This is a genomic window from Natrinema salinisoli (genome assembly GCF_020405205.1).
In the GTDB taxonomy this organism is placed as follows: Archaea; Halobacteriota; Halobacteria; order Halobacteriales; family Natrialbaceae; genus Natrinema; species Natrinema salinisoli.
The window spans coordinates 3,403,208-3,420,604 of sequence record NZ_CP084469.1 but is presented as its reverse complement, the minus strand read 5'-3'; the positions used below and the strand labels follow the sequence as shown (position 1 = coordinate 3,420,604).

Genomic DNA, 17,397 nt, shown 5'->3' with positions numbered 1-17,397 from the left:
TACCGTCAGCGGGACGTTAACAAAAACAAATTTCGAGCATATCCGAAGCTACTTTGTAAGACGACTCCTAGCAAACAATCATGGCATTCCAGTTATCAGCCGAGCACGAGGCGATCCGTGACGCCGTCCGCGAATTCGGCGAAAACGAGATGGTGCCGGTCGCCGAGGAGCACGACCGGGAGCACAAGTATCCCGAAGACCTCCGCAAGAAGGCCGCCGAGTACGACTTCGTCGCGCCGAACATCCCGATCGAGTACGACGGCGCCGGGATGGACAAGATCTCCTCGACGATCGTCACCGAGGAACTCTGGCGCGCCGACCCCGGGATCGGCTCCGCGGTCGGCTCCGCCGGCTTCGGCACCGACATGATCATCGAGTTCGGCGACGAGTGGATGAAAGAGGAGTGGCTGCCCAAGATCGCCAACGGCGAGACGGCCTCCTGTTCCATGATCTCCGAGCCCGCCCACGGCTCGAACGTCGCCGGCATCGAGACGGTCGCCGAGAAGGACGGCGACGAGTACGTCCTCAACGGCAACAAGATGTGGATCACCAACGGGACGGTCGCGGACGTCGGCGTCCTGATGGCCAAGACCAGCCCCGACGAGGGTCACCGCGGTATCACCGCGTTCCTCGTCGAGATGGACCGCGACGGCGTTTCGACGGACAAGATCACCAACAAGCTGGGCATCCGCGCCTCCGACCTCGCCGAGGTCGTCATCGACGACGTCCGCGTTCCCGAGAAGAACGTCATCGGGGAAGTCGACAAGGGCTTCTACCAGCTGATGGAGTTCTTCGCCTCCGGCCGCACCAGCGTCGCCGCGCAGGCCGTCGGTGCCGCCCAGGGCGCGCTCGACGCCGCCATCGAGTACGCCAACCAGCGCGAGCAGTTCGACCAGAAAATTTCGGAGTTCCAGGCCATCCAGCACAAGATCGCCGAGATGGCAACCAAGGTCGAGGCCGCCCGCTCGCTGACCTACCGCGCCGCGACCCAGGTCGAGCAGAACAACCAGGACGTCGCCGCGCAGTACTCGAGCATGGCGAAGTACTTCGCCAGCGAGATCTCGGTCGAAGTCGCCGACGAGGGTATTCAGGTCCACGGCGGCTCGGGCTACGTCACGGACTACCCCGCCGAGCGCTACTACCGCGACGCCCGCATCACGAAGATCTACGAGGGCACCAGCGAGATCCAGAAGAACATCATCGCCGACCAGATCCTGTAGACTGCAGTCGACAAATCTCGATAACGTCGCAAAATCTCTCGTGATTTTTACAGTAGGAAGGTAGAGAGTGGTTCTCCCTGAGATCGACCGATGAAACCTTCCTCAGTGGTTTTGGATTTACTCGAGTCAGAATTTGACTTTCAGAAAACAGTAACCGAACGCCGACATATCACTCGAGTTCGTCCCCGGTCAAACTCGAGTGTCGACGCGAACCGCGAGTCACTCGAGCGCAACCTGGTTCGTCCCTACTGCTCCGGCACCTGAAACTCGACGGCCGCGCCTTGCCCGTAGCCGACGCACATCGTCGAGAGGCCGAGGCCGCCGCCCCGGCGCTGCAGTTCGTGGATCAGGGTGACGGGGAGGCGAGCGCCCGACGCACCCAGCGGGTGACCGATGGCGATCGCGCCGCCGTTGACGTTGAAGATATCGTCGTCGAAGCCGAGTTCGTCCCGGCAATAGATCGTCTGACTGGCGAAGGCTTCGTTGAGTTCGACGAGATCGTAGTCGTCGGCATCACGGCCGTTTCGCTCCCAGATACCTCGTACCGCGGGAACGGGTCCGATACCCATGACCGTGGGGTCGACGCCCGCGACGTTGTGGCCCTCGATTTCGGCCATGACCTCGAGCCCTTCTTCCTCGGCGAACTCCCTGCTCGTGATCAGGACGCCCGCAGCGCCGTCGGAGACCTGCGAGGCGTTGGCGGCGGTGACGGTGCCGTCGTCCTGAAACGCGGGCGGCAAGCCGGCGATCTTCTCTTTCGTGGTGCCGGGACGGAGCCCCTCGTCTTCGGTGATGGTCCCGTCCTCCGTCTCGATCGGGACGATTTCCTCGTCGAATTTACCTGCCTCGGTGGCCTCGCAGGCCCGTTGCTGACTGCGAGCGCCGTACTCGTCTTGCTCTTCCCTGCTGATGTCGTACTCTCGAGCGACCTTCTCGGCGGTCTGGCCCATCGCGAGACCGGCCGCGTCGTACTGTTCGGCGATCCCCGCGTAGGAGCCGATCCCCTTCCGGCGCTCGTTGCGGGACATGTTCTCGACGCCGCCCGCGACGATGACCTCGCGCTGGCCCGCTCGGATGGCGTCGCTCGCGCTCATGATCGCCTCCGCCGAGGACGCACAGAGCCGGTCGATGGTCGTCCCGGGGACCGACTCGCCGAGGTCGGAACACAGCGCGATGACCCGCGCGATGTTGTTGCTCTGCTCGTTGACCTGCTTGGCACAGCCCCACCTGATGTCGTCGACGTCCTCGCCCGAGAGCCCCGTGCGCTCGAGCATTGCGTCGACGAGCGGGACCGACAGCTCCTCGCTACCGGTCTCGGCGTAGACGCCGCCGTGTTTTCCCTGCGGAGTCCGAACTGCCTGCACGATAACTGGCTGCCGATCGCTCATTGGTACTGCGTGGCTCGCGCTCCGGCATTAAAGTAGCTCCGTTTGTCGCTATTCGAACGGGGAGCGAAGCGACCCGTGAGCGGTCCGATACTGTACGAGCGCGGATCGTACGAAAGGGAACGCTTTTGATCGCGTCGTCTGTGGGTTCGCACATGCAAATCGCAGTCCTCGGAGCCGGCAGTATGGGACACGGGATCGCACAGGTATCCGCGATGGCGGGCCACGACGTCGTCCTGCGGGACATCGAGGAGGAGTTCGTCAAGGACGGCCTCGAGGGGATCCGCACCAACCTTCAGGGCGGGGTCGACCGGGACAAGCTCAGCGAGGACGAGATGGAAGCGGCCCTCGAGCGCATCGAGGGGACGACGGACCTCGCGGAAGCGGTCGACGACGCCGACCTCGTCGTCGAGGCGGTGCCCGAGGATATGGACCTCAAACAGGAAGTGTTCGCGGACGTCGAGGAAGCCACGGGCGAGGACACGATCATCGCCTCGAACACGTCCTCGCTGTCGGTGACCGAGATGGCGAGCGCCCTCGAGCACCCCGAACGGGCCGTCGGCCTGCACTTCTTCAACCCGCCCCACATCATGGACCTCGTCGAGATCGTCATCGCCGAGCAGACCGACGACCGCACGGAGGAGTTCGCGGTCGACTACGTCCGGGGCATCGAGAAGGAGGACGTCGTCGTCCGGGACACCGCCGGCTTCGCCACCTCGCGGCTCGGCCTCGCGCTGGGGCTCGAGGCGATCCGGATGGTCGAGCAGGGCGTCGCCAGCCCGGCCGACATCGACGAGGGGATGGAGATCGGCTACGGGCATCCGATGGGGCCGCTCGAGCTGACCGATCACGTCGGGCTGGACGTGCGCCTGCACATCGCCGAACACCTCCGCGAGGAGCTGGGCGAGCGGTTCAAGCCGCCCCAGTCCCTGCGCCGGAAGGTCCGCGCCGGCAACCTCGGCAAGAAGACCGGCGAGGGCTACTACGTCTGGGAGGACGGCGAGCGCGTCGGCATGAGCGGCGAGTGGGGAGCGGACGAGTAAGTCGGGGGGCGAAGCGCACCGCGCCGCTGGGGGCGACCCCTACTAGTTAGGCACATCGCTTGTTTCGGTTCCCCCGTTACTGACTGGTACCGTCCGACACTACGGGCGGCGGCCCCGGGGGCGCACGTGGGAAAACGACGGGGCCACCTTTCCACTCGATCACCACTCCTGCGTGCAGGCCGGGCGAGTTGAGATCCCCCGTCCGGCCATTTTCACAGCACGAGACGGTATCGACGAGCGCAGCCGACGGAGCGTTCCCGTCGTCGCTCGCGGATCGAGGAGCCGGTCGAATCGTCGCTAATGCAGGCACTTTTAGCCGCGCCTGAGCAAGGGAGACGTATGTCTCTGGAGCCGAGCGCTGATCCGGCGGCCGATCGGCGGGCGAACTACGACTACCGGAGCGACGACGTCGATCGGCCGGCGCTGGTCGAGGACCTCGAGGCGTTGCTCGACTGCGAGGTCCGTGCCGACTCCTACTCTCGGGAACTGTACGCGACCGACGCGAGCGCATACGAGATGATGCCGATCGCCGTCGCCTTCCCCGAGTCGACGGCTGACGTGGCGGGGCTCCTCGAGTACTGCGCCGAGCGGGAGATCCCGGTTCTCCCGCGCGGTGGCGGAACGAGCCTCGCCGGGCAGACGGTCAACCGGGCCGTCGTGCTGGATTTCACTCGCCACATGAACGAAATCCTCGATATCGATCCCGACGGGCGCGCCGCGACGGTCCAGCCCGGGACGATCCTCGGGACGCTGAACGAGGCCCTCGAGCCCCACGACCTGAAGTTCGCCCCCGATCCGGCGTGGGGCGACAAGAGCGCCATCGGCGGCGCGATCGGGAACAACTCGACGGGCGCGCACTCGCTGAAATACGGGAAGACCGACGCCTACATCGAGGAGGTCGAGGCCGTCCTCGCCGACGGCACCGTCACCCGCTTCGGCGAGGTCACGCTCGGGGAAATCGGCGAGCGAGCCGATCCCGAGGGCGACCTCGAGGCCCGGATCTACGCCGAGGTCGAGCGCATCCTCGAGGAGGACGCGGACCGGATCGAGGAGGCCTACCCGGATCTCAAGCGAAACGTCTCCGGGTACAACCTCGACCGGCTGGTGGCCGAAGCACGGGGGAAGGAACTGCCGAGTGGGGAGAGCGCGACGACGGAGTCGTCGCGACACGGAGGCGGTGAAACCGCCGAAGCGACCGGCGAGCCCGGAACCCTCAACCTCGCGCGCCTGCTGGCCGGCAGCGAGGGGACGCTCGCGATCGTCACCGAGGCCACTGTCTCGCTCGAACCGGTCCCCGAGACGAAGGCCGTCTCGCTGCTGTGCTATCCCGACCTCCGCGAAGCGATGCGGGACGTCGAGCCGATCCTCGCACACGACCCCGCGGCGGTCGAGGTGCTGGACGACGTGTTGATCGACCTCGCGCGCGACACGGCGGAGTTCGGGCCGGTCACCGAGATGCTCCCCGAGGGTACCAATGCCGTCCTGCTCGTGGAGTTCTACGCCGAGGACGCCGATCACGGGAGAGAGCAGGTCGCCGGGCTACTGGCCGACCGGGTACCGTCGGCGACGCCCGCGGGGGCGCCGGCCGACGATGCCCCGAAGAGCGACGCCGAGACGCTCGCGATCGAGGCCCTCGAGGCCTACGACGACGCCGAACGGGCCAAGCTCTGGAAACTCCGCAAGTCCGGCCTGCCGATCCTGCTCTCGCGGACGACCGACGAGAAGCACATCTCCTTCATCGAGGACACCGCGATCCCGCCGGCGCGGCTCCCCGAGTTCGTCGAGGGCTTCGAAGAAATCCTCGAAGAACACGGCACCTACGCCAGTTTCTACGCCCACGCCGGCCCCGGCGTGCTCCACGTCCGACCGCTCGTGAACACGAAGACCGAGGTGGGCCTCGAGCAACTCCACGGCATCGCGGACGACGTGACCGACCTCGTCGTCGAGCTAGGTGGGTCCGTCTCGGGCGAACACGGCGACGGCCGCGCACGGACCCAGTGGAACCGGAAACTGTACGGCGACGAACTCTGGAATACGTTTCAGGACCTCAAAACGGCGTTCGATCCCGACTGGCTCCTCAATCCGGGGCAGGTCGTCTTCCGCGAGGACGATCCGACGGATCTGCGGGAAAACCTGCGGTTCGATCCCGACTACGAGTTCGAGACGGGGTTCGAGCCCGCCCTCGAGTGGGACAACGACAACGGCATGCAGGGCATGGTCGAGCTCTGTCACGGCTGCGGCGGTTGTCGCGGCGAGCAGGAGACGACGGGCGGCGTGATGTGTCCGACCTACCGAGCGAGCCGCGAGGAGATCACGGCGACCCGCGGCCGGGCGAACGCGCTCCGGCAGGCAATGAGCGGCGATCTCGACCCCGACGAGGCCGTCTCCGACGAGTTCGTCGAGGAAGTGATGGACCTCTGTATCGGCTGCAAGGGCTGTGCCATCGACTGTCCCAGCGAGGTCGACATGGCGAAGCTCAAGGCCGAGGTCACCCACGAGCACCACCAGCGCAACGGCGCGAGTCTGCGGGATCGGCTCTTCGCCAACGTCGCGACGCTCTCGAGATGGGGGAGCCAGTTCGCGCCGCTGTCCAACGCCCTGCCGAAGCTTCCGGGCGCGCGCAAAGCGCTCGAGGCGACGATCGGCATCGATGCCGATCGGGCGTTGCCGACCTTTCACGCGAACACGTTCCGAGACTGGTTCCGGAAGCGAGGCGGTGCGAGGGTCAGCGAAGCCGACGCCACCCGCAGAGCCGTCCTCTACCCCGACACCTACACGAACTACAGCCATCCCGAGGCCGGGAAGGCGGCCGTCCGGGTCCTCGAGGCCGCCGGCGTCCACGTCGCCGTCCCCGACGATCTCGGCGACACGGGTCGGCCGGCGTTCTCGAAGGGCTTTCTCGACAAGGCGAGAGACGCCGCCCGCGAGAACGTGAACGCGCTCGCTCCGCGGGTCGCGGACGGCTGGGACGTCGTCGTGATCGAACCCTCCGACGCGGTCATGTTTCAGAGCGATTACCTCGATCTGCTCTCCGGCGAGCCCGCCGAGACGCTCGCAAGCGCGACCTACGGCGTCTGCGAGTACATCGACGCGTTCCGGCTGGACGAGGCGATCGCGTTCGACGAGGGCGCGGCGACGCAGGACCTCGTCTATCACGGCCACTGCCACCAGAAGTCGGTCGCGAAGGACCACCACGCGGTCGGCGTCCTCCGGCGGGCCGGCTACGCCGTCGACCCGCTCGACTCCGGGTGCTGTGGCATGGCCGGCAGTTTCGGCTACGAGTCCGAACACGCCTCGATGAGCGACGCCATCGCCTCGATCCTGTACGAGCAGGTCGACGACAGCGACGGCGAGCGCGTCGTCGCCCCCGGCGCCTCCTGTCGGACGCAACTCGAGAACAGACCCGGCGCGCCCGAGGAACCGCCCACGCCGATCGAGGTCGTGGCCGAGGCGCTCGAAAGACGGCCGTAGCGTCGCTCCGGTACCAGCTCGGCACGCTGGGCGGACGGCTTATTCTCGCTCGAGTCCTCAGAGTACGCGATGATGAACGACGAATCGGCCCCCGAACGCGAGACGCAGCGCGGTCGCCCGCAGACCGAAGCGAGTTACGGGATTCCGGACCGCACGGACGAGATGCTCCCGTGGGCGTTCGTCACGGAACGCATGCGAGACGCGCAGAGCTACTGGGTGACGACGATCCGACCCGACGGGAGTCCCCACGTTCGGCCGACGTGGGGGGTCTGGGTCGACGGGACGTTCCACTGCGGCGGCGGCGAGCGAACGCGATGGGTTCGAAACCTCTCGACGAACCCCGAGATCGTCGTGCATACCGAAAGCGCCACCGAAGTCGTCGTTCTCGAGGGGCAGGCCGAACGGATCGATAACGAGACCGCCGAGCCGGAGCAGATCGGCGAGTTGGACGCGGCCTACGAGGACAAGTACGATACGCCCCACGGGACGCCGTTCTTCGCCGTTCGACCGGCCACTATCTTCGCGTGGAGCGACTTCCCGACGGACGCGACGCGGTGGGTGTTCGACGGGTAGCGCGTCGGAGCGACGCGACCGGCGCTAGATCCCGACCAGATCGTCGTAGCGAGCGCCCGTCTGCTTCAGCGTCTCGGTCGAGTAGAGCCGTTCGTGATCGACGGGGAGGTAGTCGGCGGCGAGTTCGTCGATCTTCGCGTCGACGGCTTCGGGATCGCGGCCGTGAATCATCGTGAACAGGTTGTACGGCCACTCCTGATCGGGACGGCGGGGGCGGTGATAACAGAGCGTCACGTAGGGCAGGCCGCCCGCGCGCTCACCCAGCTCGTCGAGCTCGTCGTCCGGCACGTCCCAGACGACCATACAGTTGGCGTCGAACCCGGTCACGACGTGGTTGATCACGCAGCCGATGCGCTTGATACAGCCGTCGTCCCGCAGCCGTTCGAGCGCCGCGAGCACGTCTTCGACCGCGTAGCCCACGTTCGCGGCGATGTCTCGGTAGGGCGTGGCCGACAGCGGGAACCCGTCCTGGATCTCGAGGAGGAGTTCCGCCTCGAGCGGCGACAGGTCCCCTGCAGCTTCCTCGCTGATCCGGGTTGCGGAGGAGTCGGTTCGATTCGCGAGCGACTCCCGCGCGAAGCGATCGGCGTTGACGACGGGGAACTCGAGGTCGATGTAGTAGTCGGTCAGCATCGGCAGGTTAAGTACCGGACAGCCGGTCCGGGACTCGATGTCGGCGAGGATCTCGTCGCGGGCGTCTTGCGAGCCGGCGGTGACGACGAACCACATGTTCCACTCGTGGTCGCGGGCGTAGTTGTGGTTGACCTGCCGGTAGTCGTTGATCACGGCCGCGACCTCGCCGAAGCGGTCCGCCGGTGCCTGGACTGCAGCGAGCGTCGACGAGCCGATCACGGGCGGGTTGAGGACGGCGCCGAACCGGCGGACGATCCCCGCATCCTGCAGGGCGCAGACGCGGTCGATCACCGTGGACTCGTCGATCCCGAGGTCGGCTCCGACGGCGCGAAACGGGCGCTCTTCGATCGGGACGCCGCTCTGATAGCCGTCGATCAGCGCCGCGTCCACGTCGTCGATGGCCTCGCGCCAGTTCCCCGACAGGGTACTCATTGGTCGTTCTAGGGAGAAGGGGGCTGTATCGTTTTCGGGTCTTCCCGCTCGCTCACCACGACGACCGACGAGAGACGTCCCCGCCGTGACACTGCAACGAGTAACACTGTCGGACGCTCCATTCGCCGTTCTGGCGAGCCAACAGCGGGTCGTCGAGCACCGGACTGTAACGATTATTAGTGTGCGTATCGTTAGCATAAAACATGATACTGACCGAATCGATCCAGATCGAAGGCGACGACCGAGAGCGGATCTACGAGTACGTCGAAACCCACGGCGCAGTCGATCGAGACCGAGCGCGAGAAGCGCTGTTTCCGGCCGATCCCCCCGGGAACGCACAGCACGCGAGAGCGTTCCGGCACAGCGTCGCGCTCCTGAAACGGGACGGCTATCTCGAGGAGGACGACGACGGCACGCTCCGCATCGCCATCGATATCGAGGAGACCGGCGAGGAGTACACGACCGGGGACGTAGAGGTCACGATCAGACCGGCGAGACAGGAAGACCTCTCCGGAATCGTCGGTGCGATACGACAGGTCGTCGAGGAGATGACCTACATCGAGGCCGAGAGCGTCGCGGACGAACTGGATCACGAGAACGTCCTGCTTCGCCACAACGAGTTCGAGTCCCGGCTGTTCTTCGTCGCGTCGGTCGACGGCGACGTCGTCGGCTGGGCCCACATGCACCTCCCGAACCTCGAGAAACTCGGCCACACCGCGGAGCTCACCGTCGGCGTTCTCGAGGAGTACCGCGGGATGGGGATCGGGAACCAGCTGCTCGACCGGGCGCTCGAGTGGGCTCGAGGGAACGACCTCGAAAAAGTGTATCAGAGCGTTCCGTCGACCAACGAGGACGCGATCGACTTCTTCGAGGATCGCGACTGGAAGATCGAGGCCGTCCGCGACGACCACTACAAACTCGACGACGAGTACATCGACGAGGTGATGATGGCGATCGATCTGTAACGCGACGGCCTCGCGTCCCTCGTCGCATTCGGGAATCGACCCGCCCGCGTGGTAGCGTTGGAGGACGCCGGAAACGCGGGGTTTTTGCGCCGTCCGTCCGAAAAGCCGTACATGGCGCAGGCATCCCAGGAGTTCGGCGAGTGGCCGTTGAAACGCCTGATGACGGAGGTCGTCGGCTCGGGCCCGAAGTCAGCCGACGATATGAGCCGCGAGCAGGCTCGCGAGGCGTTCCAGCGAATTCTCGCCGGCGAGCCCGATGCGACCACGCTCGGCGCGTTCTGGCTGGCGAACCGCTGGAAGCGCAACAACCCCGAGGAGCTGGCGGCCTACACCGACGTCATGCGCGAGGAGTCGGTCGTCACCGCCGAACCGGACTGCGATCCGGTCGACTGCGGCGCGAACTACGACGGGAAGCACAGTTCCGCCGTCCTCGGCGTCGGGGCCGGCATCGTCGCCGCCGCCGCGGGAACCCCCGTCGTCGCCCACTCCGGCGATCGCGTCCCCACGCAGAAGGCCACGGCGTACAAACACGTCCTCGACGAACTCGGCGTTCGGACGGCCCTCGAGCCCGCGGAAAGCGCCGACATGGTCGACGAGACCGGCTTCGGCTTCTACTACCAGCCCGAGTTCAATCCCGGGATCGACGACCTCTTCGACCGGCGCGATCAGATGGGCGTCCGCACGTTCGTCAACACCATCGAGACCGTCGCTAACCCCGCGAACGCCGACGTGCATCTGGGCTCGTTCTATCACCTCGCGTTCGCGAAGAAGATGACCGATACGATCGCCGAGAGCGAGCGTCTCGACTACTCCCGTGCCATCTTCTTCCAGGGAATGGAGGGCTACGACGACATCCGGCCCGGCTACACGAAAGTCGCGGAGTGGGACGACGGCGAGGAGCTCGAGGACTACGAGATCGAGACCGCCGAGTACGGCATGGCGATGGAAAACGAGGACCTGGAAGTCAACGACGTGACGGCCGACTCCGCGTCGATCACCGAAGCGGTTCTCGCCGGCGAGCGCGAGGACCACTTCGCCGACGCCATCGCCCTCAACGGCGCGTTCCGGATGTACGCCCGCCAGGACGTCGACAGCCTGGCGGAGGGCCTCGATCAGGCCCGCGACGTCATCGCCGACGGCAGCGCGCAGGCGGTGCTCGAGGAACTGCAGGCGTTCTGAGGCATCACCAACTCCAGACTCGACTATATATTGAGCGATACATTTCGGATATCGAACGTAATCGGGTTCGGATCGTAAGGCGACGGTCCAGCGATACCTTCTGAATAGCCGTTTCCGGATCAACTACCGATACCGAATCGCCGCTCGTTACGGGCGAAAGTGGGCACCTAAACCAGCTCCGGCAGGTGGTTGGTCGTCTTCGACGCCACGAGTGCCACTCGGTCGAACAGCGGACCCACACCGGCTCGTAATATCAGAGATTAGGATACTATTCGAAAAAGTCATTTTCCAAATGTATTCACAGCGTTCCCCTCGGCCGCGCACAGAGTGTATAAAACGTCCCCGTACGGCAACATCGGCGCCGGGACCTCGAGGGGGCCTCGAGCCGGGTACCGAACAATACACCTTTTTGATTGGTGCTCGTACCCACTGCGCATGGACGAATCACTGGAGACTGTCCTGGTGGAGTTCGACGACGACCGCGGCGTCGGCACGCTCACGATGAACCGACCGGACGCGCTGAACGCGCTGAACGGCCAGCTCAGGGACGACATCGTCGCGGGTCTCGAGGCCCTCGAGGAAGAAAACGAGGGCGCCGACGGTGTCGCACTGCGAGCGGTGGTCCTCGAGGGCGCCGGCGAGAAGGCCTTCTGTGCGGGGGCGGACATCGGCGGCTTCTCCGACGAGTCGGCGGGTGACACCTCGGCGCGGTCCCATTACGACGTCATCCGGGACTTCCCGACCCCCGTGATCGCGAAGATCGACGGCTACTGTCTGGGCGGCGGGCTCGAGACCGCGCTGGCCTGTGATTTCCGGCTGGCCAGCGAGGGCTCGACGTTCGGTTTCCCCGAAGTGAACCTCGGCATCCTCCCCGGTGCCGGCGGGGTCCAGTACGTCAGCAAGCTTGCTGGCCCGGCGGTCGCGAAAGAGCTGGCGATGACCGGCGAGCACATTTCGGCGGAGCGAGCGGGCGAGGAAGGTATCGTCAATCACGTCTACCCCGACGACGAGTTCGAAGACGAGGTCGAGGAGTTCGTCACCGACCTCGCCGGGCAGGCCCCGCTGGCGATTCAGGCGATCAAGAAGTCCGCCGATATGGCGGTTCACTCCGGGCTCGAGGAGGGGCTGGCGTACGACCGCACGCTTTTCGAGGGGCTCCTGCAGACCGAGGACCACGCGGAAGGCGCGGCGGCGTTCGCGGAGGATCGCGAGCCCGAATTCGAAGGCAAGTAACGGCGGAGGACGGACGAACGGCGTCTTACTCCGGATCGCTTTTTTGCCCTGCGGTGGCGCGCGCTGTGTCGCGGTGAGTGACGAACGAACCGCGACACAACTTTGCGCGAGGGATGAGCGAGCGCCGGGAGGCGTGAGCGAATCGGCTGGGGAGGACGTGGAATCCCTCGTTGCCACGATAGCAGCGCACTCTGTTTCGGTCGAAGATATCCGGTGAACGGTCGTTAGAATCGACAAGCGAGTCCGCCCTGTTATCGTGCCCGCACGGAGTACCCACACCCTCCCAGTCGATTCGCTCGTTACACTCGCTCATCCCTCGCGCGAGATCATCGATCGACCGTCGCTACCGCTCCGACCGATCGACAGCGCACGCCACTGCAAACGGTTCGTCGGTCCGAGTAAAACCGAGTCGGTACGGGAGCAAAACCGACCTATCAGTCCCACTCCTCGCCGATGCCGCGCAGCGAGAACGGACCGACGGGGAGGTTGTACCCCTCCTCGAGCGCTTTGTCGACCTGTTCTTCGGTCGCGATACCCTCGTCGACGATCTTCTGGGCCTCCTCTCGCATCGCCGCGTGACAGCGGTTAGCGAGGAAGCCGTAGGAGCCGGGGTCGTCGTCGATGGTGACGCTGGTCTTCCCGAGTTCGTCGACGAGCTCCTCGGCGCGTTCGACGACGGCCTCGTCGGTCTGGGGTGCCTGGACGATTTCGACCATCGACATGACCGGGACCGGGTTGAAGAAGTGCGTGACCGCGACGCGGGAGGGATCGGAGACGCCGTTCGCGATCGCCGTCACCGAAAAGCCGCTCGTGTTCGAGTACAGCGGCTGCTCGTCCGTCACCTCGTCCAGATCGCGGAAGACCTGGCCCTTGATCGCGAGGTCCTCCGTGACCGCCTCGATCACGAAATCCGTGCCGTTCGTCGCCTCGTCGAGATCCGTGGTGAACGACAGCCGCTCGAGGACCTCGGCTTTCTCGTCTTCGGAGAGGTACCCCCCTTCGACGGCATCGTCGAGTCCGTAGTTGCCCGACACGACCCGTTCGCGGGCCTCCTCGGCCAGTTCCTCGTTGATTTCGCGGACGGCCACCTCGTAGCCGTTCCGTGCGAGTACCTGTGCGATACCGGCGCCCATGATGCCGCCACCGACGACGGCAGCACGCTTTTGTGCCATGACAGCATCCTTCACGGGTACTGACTTAGTTCTTATCAACACGCGTGGAGACGCCGATCCGTGACCGATTTCACCGGTCCGTACGCCGCGGCTGCTCGGATACGACGACCGGGCAACTCCCCCAGAGAGTGTCAACATCCCGAAGCTATTTCACCCATGATATGGTGGGGTATGACATGGCAATCGGAGAGTATCGAGACGTCCCGGCGGAGATGGACGATATCGAGCGCGAAGTAGCCGCGGCACAGTATCCCGAGGGCTGCCTCGTGGTCGGCCTCGGAGTCGGGGTCGTCCTCCCGCTGGTGACCGTACAAGCGCTCCTCCTCGTCGCGCCCGTCCTCGGCGGCGTCGTCGGGTTCGCCCTCGGACGACGGATTCGCGACTACGAGATCCAGCGGCGGCGGGCCGACCGTACCCCGGAGGAATGAGCGGAGCAACCGACGGCCCGTCGGAGACGCTCTCCTCGAGTATCGGCGTCGTCGGCGTGCTGGCACTGCTGGTCGGCAACGCGATTTCGGTCCCGATATTCGTGCTGCCGGGGCCGCTGGCGGGGAGTGCGGGACCGGCGCTCGTGTTGGCGATCGTCCTCGCGGCGATTCCGGCGAGTTTCGTCGTCCTGTACAACGCCTTGCTCGGATCGGCGATGCCGGTCGCCGGGGGACTGTACGTCTACATCTCTCGGCTCACGGCCCCCTACTGGGGGTTCCTGGTTCCCGTCACGATCCCGCTGGTCGCGTGGGCGTCGTTGCTCATTACGGCAAGGGGTTTCGCCGAGTACACCCGGATCTTCTTCGACGTACCGTCGACGCTGCTCGTCTACGTGCTGCTCGCGTTCGTCCTGGTCGTCAACCTGATCGGACTCAGGGTCGTCGCACAGGTACAGATCGTCTTCTTCGTCGGCCTCCTGATCGCACTCCTGACGGTCATCGTCCCCGGTGCGGGCGCGGTCGACCCCGCCAATTACGCGCCGTTCTTCCCGGACTACGGCGCGTTCGGCCTCGCGGTGGTCGCACTGTTCTATCCGTTTCTCGGATTCGGATTACTGATCGAACTCGGCGAAGAGATCGACGATCCCGGGCGGACGATCCCGCTCGTACTGGGGCTCGGCATCGGTATCGTGGCGCTGGTTTACGTGGCGCTAATCGCCGTCCTCGTCGGCGTCGTTCCGTACACGCAACTGGGCACCGAGGCCGACCTCGCGCTCGTCGCCTCGCGATACCTCCCGTGGTGGGGTGAGTACGTCGTCGCCGCCGGGGCCGTCTTCGCGGTCGTCACGACGGTGAACACGACGCTGCTCGTCTTCTCGCGGACGCTCATGCGGGCGAGCCGCGACGGGGTTCTCCCGGCACCGCTGTCGCGGATCCATCCGCGGTTCGAGACGCCCCACTACGCGGTCGCGGTCCTCGGCGTTCCGCCGTTCCTGCTCGTCCCCCTGGCCGGCGAGATCGTCGGTCTCTCCGTGTTTATCGGGCTGGCCAGCCTCACCGCGTACTTTTTCTGTGCGATCGGCCTCTGGAACCTGCCGCGCGAGTTCCCGAACCACTACGCCAACGCGCCGTTTCGACTCCGCCGGTATCGCGGCCTCCTCCTCGCGGTACTGGGCGGTGCTGTCGTCACGGGCGCGTTCTGGATCGTCACGCTCCTCCAGCGACCCGTCGTCGGCGTGGTTCTCGTCGGCTGGTTCGTCGTCGCGTACGTCTACTACCGATACCGACTGCGGAAGACCGATCGGATCGAACTCTACCGAACGATGACCTCCCTCGAGCGACACGAACGCATCGACGAAGACGCCGGCGAAAGTACCGACTGAGGCCGTCCGGACGCTCTCGAGACGGGATCGAGCGGATACGACACTGGATACACATTTAATAGCCGCCGTCCATAGATTGTGGTATGGCAACGGAGTACACACCGGCGGCGATGATGGACCGGGACTCGAAGTCGAACCGCTACTATCGCAACGCGGTCGAGCGCCACTGGGATCCCGGCGAGATCGACCTCGAGCGGGACGTCGAGAACTTGCTGACGTACATCGACGGGGCGGAGGGCTACGACCGGGAATCGTGGTACGGAACGCTCAACGGCATCGCGAAGTTCGGTGCAGGGGAGGACGCGGTCACCGAGGATCTCGCGCCGCTGGGGACGGTGCTCGACAATATCGACGATCAGCTGTTCCTGACGACCCAGATGTACGAGGAAGCCAAGCACGCGGACTTCTTCGACCGCTACTGGCGGGAGGTCGTCTGGACCGTCGAAGACGAACTGGGCTGGGAGCGGTCCGATCCCCGCCACGAGCGGTGGTTCAACGACCCCTACGTCGAACTGTTCGACCGCAACCGGAAGGCGCAGTTCCGGCTGCTCGAGGAGGACACGCCCGAAAACCGCGCGAAGGCGTACTGTCACTACCACCTCACGGTCGAGGGGATCCTCGCGCAGACGGGCTACTACGGGATGCAGACCTCCTACGGCGGCGACTTCGAGGAGCTTCCGCATCTGCCGGGGCTCGTCCAGGGCTTTACGAAGATCCGCAGCGACGAGGGCCGCCACGTCGGCTTCGGCATGAACCAGTTGAAGAAGCTCATCGCGGAGGGCGTCGATCCGGCGATCGTCGAGGATACCGTCAACGAGCTCGTCCCCCTGGTTCAGGGGATCACCGAGGATAATCGGTTCCAGCCCGACGATCCGGGGGAGCGCGCCGGCCTCGAGGAGGGGAAGCTCGCCGCCTACGCGGTCGAGAAGCACACGGATCGAATGCGACAGATCACGGACGCCGCGGCCGATATCCCGGACGTCGACGAGCTAGTGTCCCTCGAGGGCGACGACTGAGAGTCCGGCAGCGGTCGTCGCGACGGATCCGAACGGCGACAGTAGATTTTTGAAACGCGACAGGGACGTGGTATCATGCAACTCGATTCGGTTCGGATACTCGATCTGTCGCGCTTGCTTCCGGGACCGTACGCGACCCAATTGCTCGCCGACGCCGGCGCAGACGTCGTCAAAGTCGAGGACACCGATGCGGGCGACTACGCGCGGTATACGCCGCCGACGACCGATCGCGACGTCGGCGCGCTGTTCGACAGCGTCAATCGCGGCAAGCGAAGCATCGCGCTCGACCTGAAATCGGAGGCGGGGACGACCGCGTTCTACCGGCTCGTCGAGGAAGCCGACGTCGTCTTCGAGCAGTTTCGACCGGGGGTCGCCGACCGACTCGAGATCGATTACGAGACGCTGCTCGAGTACAACGAGGACCTCGTCTACTGCTCGCTTTCGGGGTACGGGGGGACCGGCCCGTACGCCGAACGCGCGGGCCACGACCTCAACTACGTCGGCGTCGCCGGATTGCTCGACATGACCCGCGAAGACGAGTCGATGGCCCCCCAGATCCCGGGCTACCAGATCGGCGATCTCGGCGGCGGGCTGTTCGCGGCCTTTAGTATCATCGGCGGGCTGCTCTCGCGAGAGCTGGGCAACGGCGGCGAATATATCGACGTGTCGATGACCGACGTGGTCGCCTCCTTTTCGCAGGCCGTCGCCCACGAGGCGCTCACGGGCGGCGATCCTCGGCCCGGCGAGACGGCCCTCACCGGAGGGGTTCCGTGGTACGACGTGTACGAGACCGCCGACGGGCGGTACGTGACCCTCGCGGCGCTCGAGCCGAAGTTCTGGACGGCCTTCTGCGAGGAGGCCGGCCGCGAGGACCTCGTCGACCTCCACGGGACCGAGGACTCGGCCGAACTGACCGCCGTTCGGGAGGAACTCGAGGCACTGTTCGCGACCCGGTCGCGGGACGCGTGGCTCGGGGATCTGAGCGACGAGACGATGGTCGGGCCGGTGTGTACGCCGGCCGAGGCCGTCGACCACCCGCAGCTCGAGGCCCGCGGGCTGATCGAACGGCCCGACGACGCACCGCCGCGGATCGGCTTCCCCGCGAGGGGGTCGAACGTGCCCGAAAGCCACGACGAATCGGTCCCGGGTCACGGTGAGCATACCGACGAACTGCTCGCGTCGGTCGGATACGACGAGGACGACCGAGCCGCCCTTCGCGACGCGGGCGTCATCCGCTGAGACCGTGCCCCCCGCACGAGAACGTC

At 65.7% G+C, this 17,397-nt stretch carries 14 protein-coding genes; 11 read left to right on the top strand and 3 right to left on the bottom strand.

The window, feature by feature from the left end; translation table 11 throughout:
* Positions 1 to 80 precede the first annotated feature (80 nt).
* Entirely contained in the window at positions 81 to 1,220 is a 1,140-nt protein-coding gene (locus tag LDB05_RS16875) for an acyl-CoA dehydrogenase family protein (protein ID WP_226005148.1), read from the top strand.
* A 245-nt stretch (positions 1,221 to 1,465) separates the two neighbouring features.
* Here the strand turns inward: LDB05_RS16875 and LDB05_RS16870 are convergent, their stop codons facing one another.
* The gene (locus LDB05_RS16870; protein ID WP_226005147.1) at positions 1,466 to 2,608 is read right to left on the bottom strand and encodes a thiolase family protein; all 1,143 of its coding nucleotides are present in this window, start codon (positions 2,606 to 2,608) and stop codon (positions 1,466 to 1,468) included.
* Positions 2,609 to 2,760: 152 nt separating this feature from the next.
* Here LDB05_RS16870 and LDB05_RS16865 point away from each other — a divergent pair, with 152 nt between their 5' ends.
* The 3 genes from LDB05_RS16865 to LDB05_RS16855 all read left to right on the top strand — a co-directional run bounded on the left by LDB05_RS16865 (position 2,761) and on the right by LDB05_RS16855 (position 7,692).
* Positions 2,761 to 3,648 (top strand): 3-hydroxyacyl-CoA dehydrogenase family protein, encoded by an 888-nt coding sequence (locus tag LDB05_RS16865; RefSeq protein ID WP_226005146.1) that lies wholly within the window; start codon positions 2,761 to 2,763, stop codon positions 3,646 to 3,648.
* A gap of 339 nt (positions 3,649 to 3,987) precedes the next feature.
* Entirely contained in the window at positions 3,988 to 7,119 is a 3,132-nt protein-coding gene (locus LDB05_RS16860) for an FAD-binding and (Fe-S)-binding domain-containing protein (protein ID WP_226005145.1), read from the top strand.
* Positions 7,120 to 7,191: 72 nt separating this feature from the next.
* Positions 7,192 to 7,692 carry a pyridoxamine 5'-phosphate oxidase family protein gene (locus tag LDB05_RS16855; protein ID WP_226005144.1) on the top strand — a complete coding sequence of 167 codons (501 nt, stop codon included), beginning with the start codon at positions 7,192 to 7,194 and terminating at the stop codon, positions 7,690 to 7,692.
* Positions 7,693 to 7,716: 24 nt separating this feature from the next.
* Here LDB05_RS16855 and ahbB read toward each other — a convergent pair whose 3' ends face one another.
* Entirely contained in the window at positions 7,717 to 8,757 is a 1,041-nt protein-coding gene (gene ahbB, locus LDB05_RS16850) for a siroheme decarboxylase subunit beta (RefSeq protein ID WP_226005143.1), read from the bottom strand.
* Positions 8,758 to 8,960: 203 nt separating this feature from the next.
* Here ahbB and LDB05_RS16845 point away from each other — a divergent pair, with 203 nt between their 5' ends.
* The 3 genes from LDB05_RS16845 (at position 8,961) to LDB05_RS16835 (ending at position 12,134) form a co-directional block, all read left to right on the top strand.
* Positions 8,961 to 9,722, top strand: coding sequence for a GNAT family N-acetyltransferase (locus LDB05_RS16845; RefSeq protein ID WP_226005142.1), 762 nt, complete (start codon positions 8,961 to 8,963; stop codon positions 9,720 to 9,722).
* 111 nt (positions 9,723 to 9,833) lie between these two features.
* Positions 9,834 to 10,901, top strand: a complete 1,068-nt coding sequence (locus tag LDB05_RS16840) for an anthranilate phosphoribosyltransferase (protein WP_226005141.1) — start codon at positions 9,834 to 9,836, stop codon at positions 10,899 to 10,901.
* A gap of 435 nt (positions 10,902 to 11,336) precedes the next feature.
* Positions 11,337 to 12,134, top strand: coding sequence for an enoyl-CoA hydratase/isomerase family protein (locus LDB05_RS16835; RefSeq protein ID WP_226005140.1), 798 nt, complete (start codon positions 11,337 to 11,339; stop codon positions 12,132 to 12,134).
* Positions 12,135 to 12,568: 434 nt separating this feature from the next.
* Here LDB05_RS16835 and LDB05_RS16830 read toward each other — a convergent pair whose 3' ends face one another.
* Positions 12,569 to 13,306, bottom strand: a complete 738-nt coding sequence (locus tag LDB05_RS16830) for a 3-hydroxyacyl-CoA dehydrogenase family protein (protein WP_226005139.1) — start codon at positions 13,304 to 13,306, stop codon at positions 12,569 to 12,571.
* A 176-nt stretch (positions 13,307 to 13,482) separates the two neighbouring features.
* Between LDB05_RS16830 and LDB05_RS16825 the strand changes: the two genes are divergently transcribed.
* The 4 genes from LDB05_RS16825 (at position 13,483) to LDB05_RS16810 (ending at position 17,371) form a co-directional block, all read left to right on the top strand.
* Positions 13,483 to 13,734, top strand: a complete 252-nt coding sequence (locus LDB05_RS16825; protein ID WP_226005138.1) for a hypothetical protein — start codon at positions 13,483 to 13,485, stop codon at positions 13,732 to 13,734.
* Positions 13,731 to 15,116, top strand: coding sequence for an APC family permease (locus LDB05_RS16820; protein ID WP_226005137.1), 1,386 nt, complete (start codon positions 13,731 to 13,733; stop codon positions 15,114 to 15,116). The genes LDB05_RS16825 and LDB05_RS16820 overlap by 4 nt, the downstream gene beginning before the upstream one ends.
* An 83-nt stretch (positions 15,117 to 15,199) precedes the next feature.
* A complete protein-coding gene (locus LDB05_RS16815; protein WP_226005136.1) occupies positions 15,200 to 16,132 on the top strand; it encodes a ferritin family protein in 933 nt (310 codons plus the stop codon).
* Between the two features lie 75 nt (positions 16,133 to 16,207).
* Positions 16,208 to 17,371 carry a CaiB/BaiF CoA transferase family protein gene (locus LDB05_RS16810; protein ID WP_226005135.1) on the top strand — a complete coding sequence of 388 codons (1,164 nt, stop codon included), beginning with the start codon at positions 16,208 to 16,210 and terminating at the stop codon, positions 17,369 to 17,371.
* Positions 17,372 to 17,397: the final 26 nt, after the last annotated feature.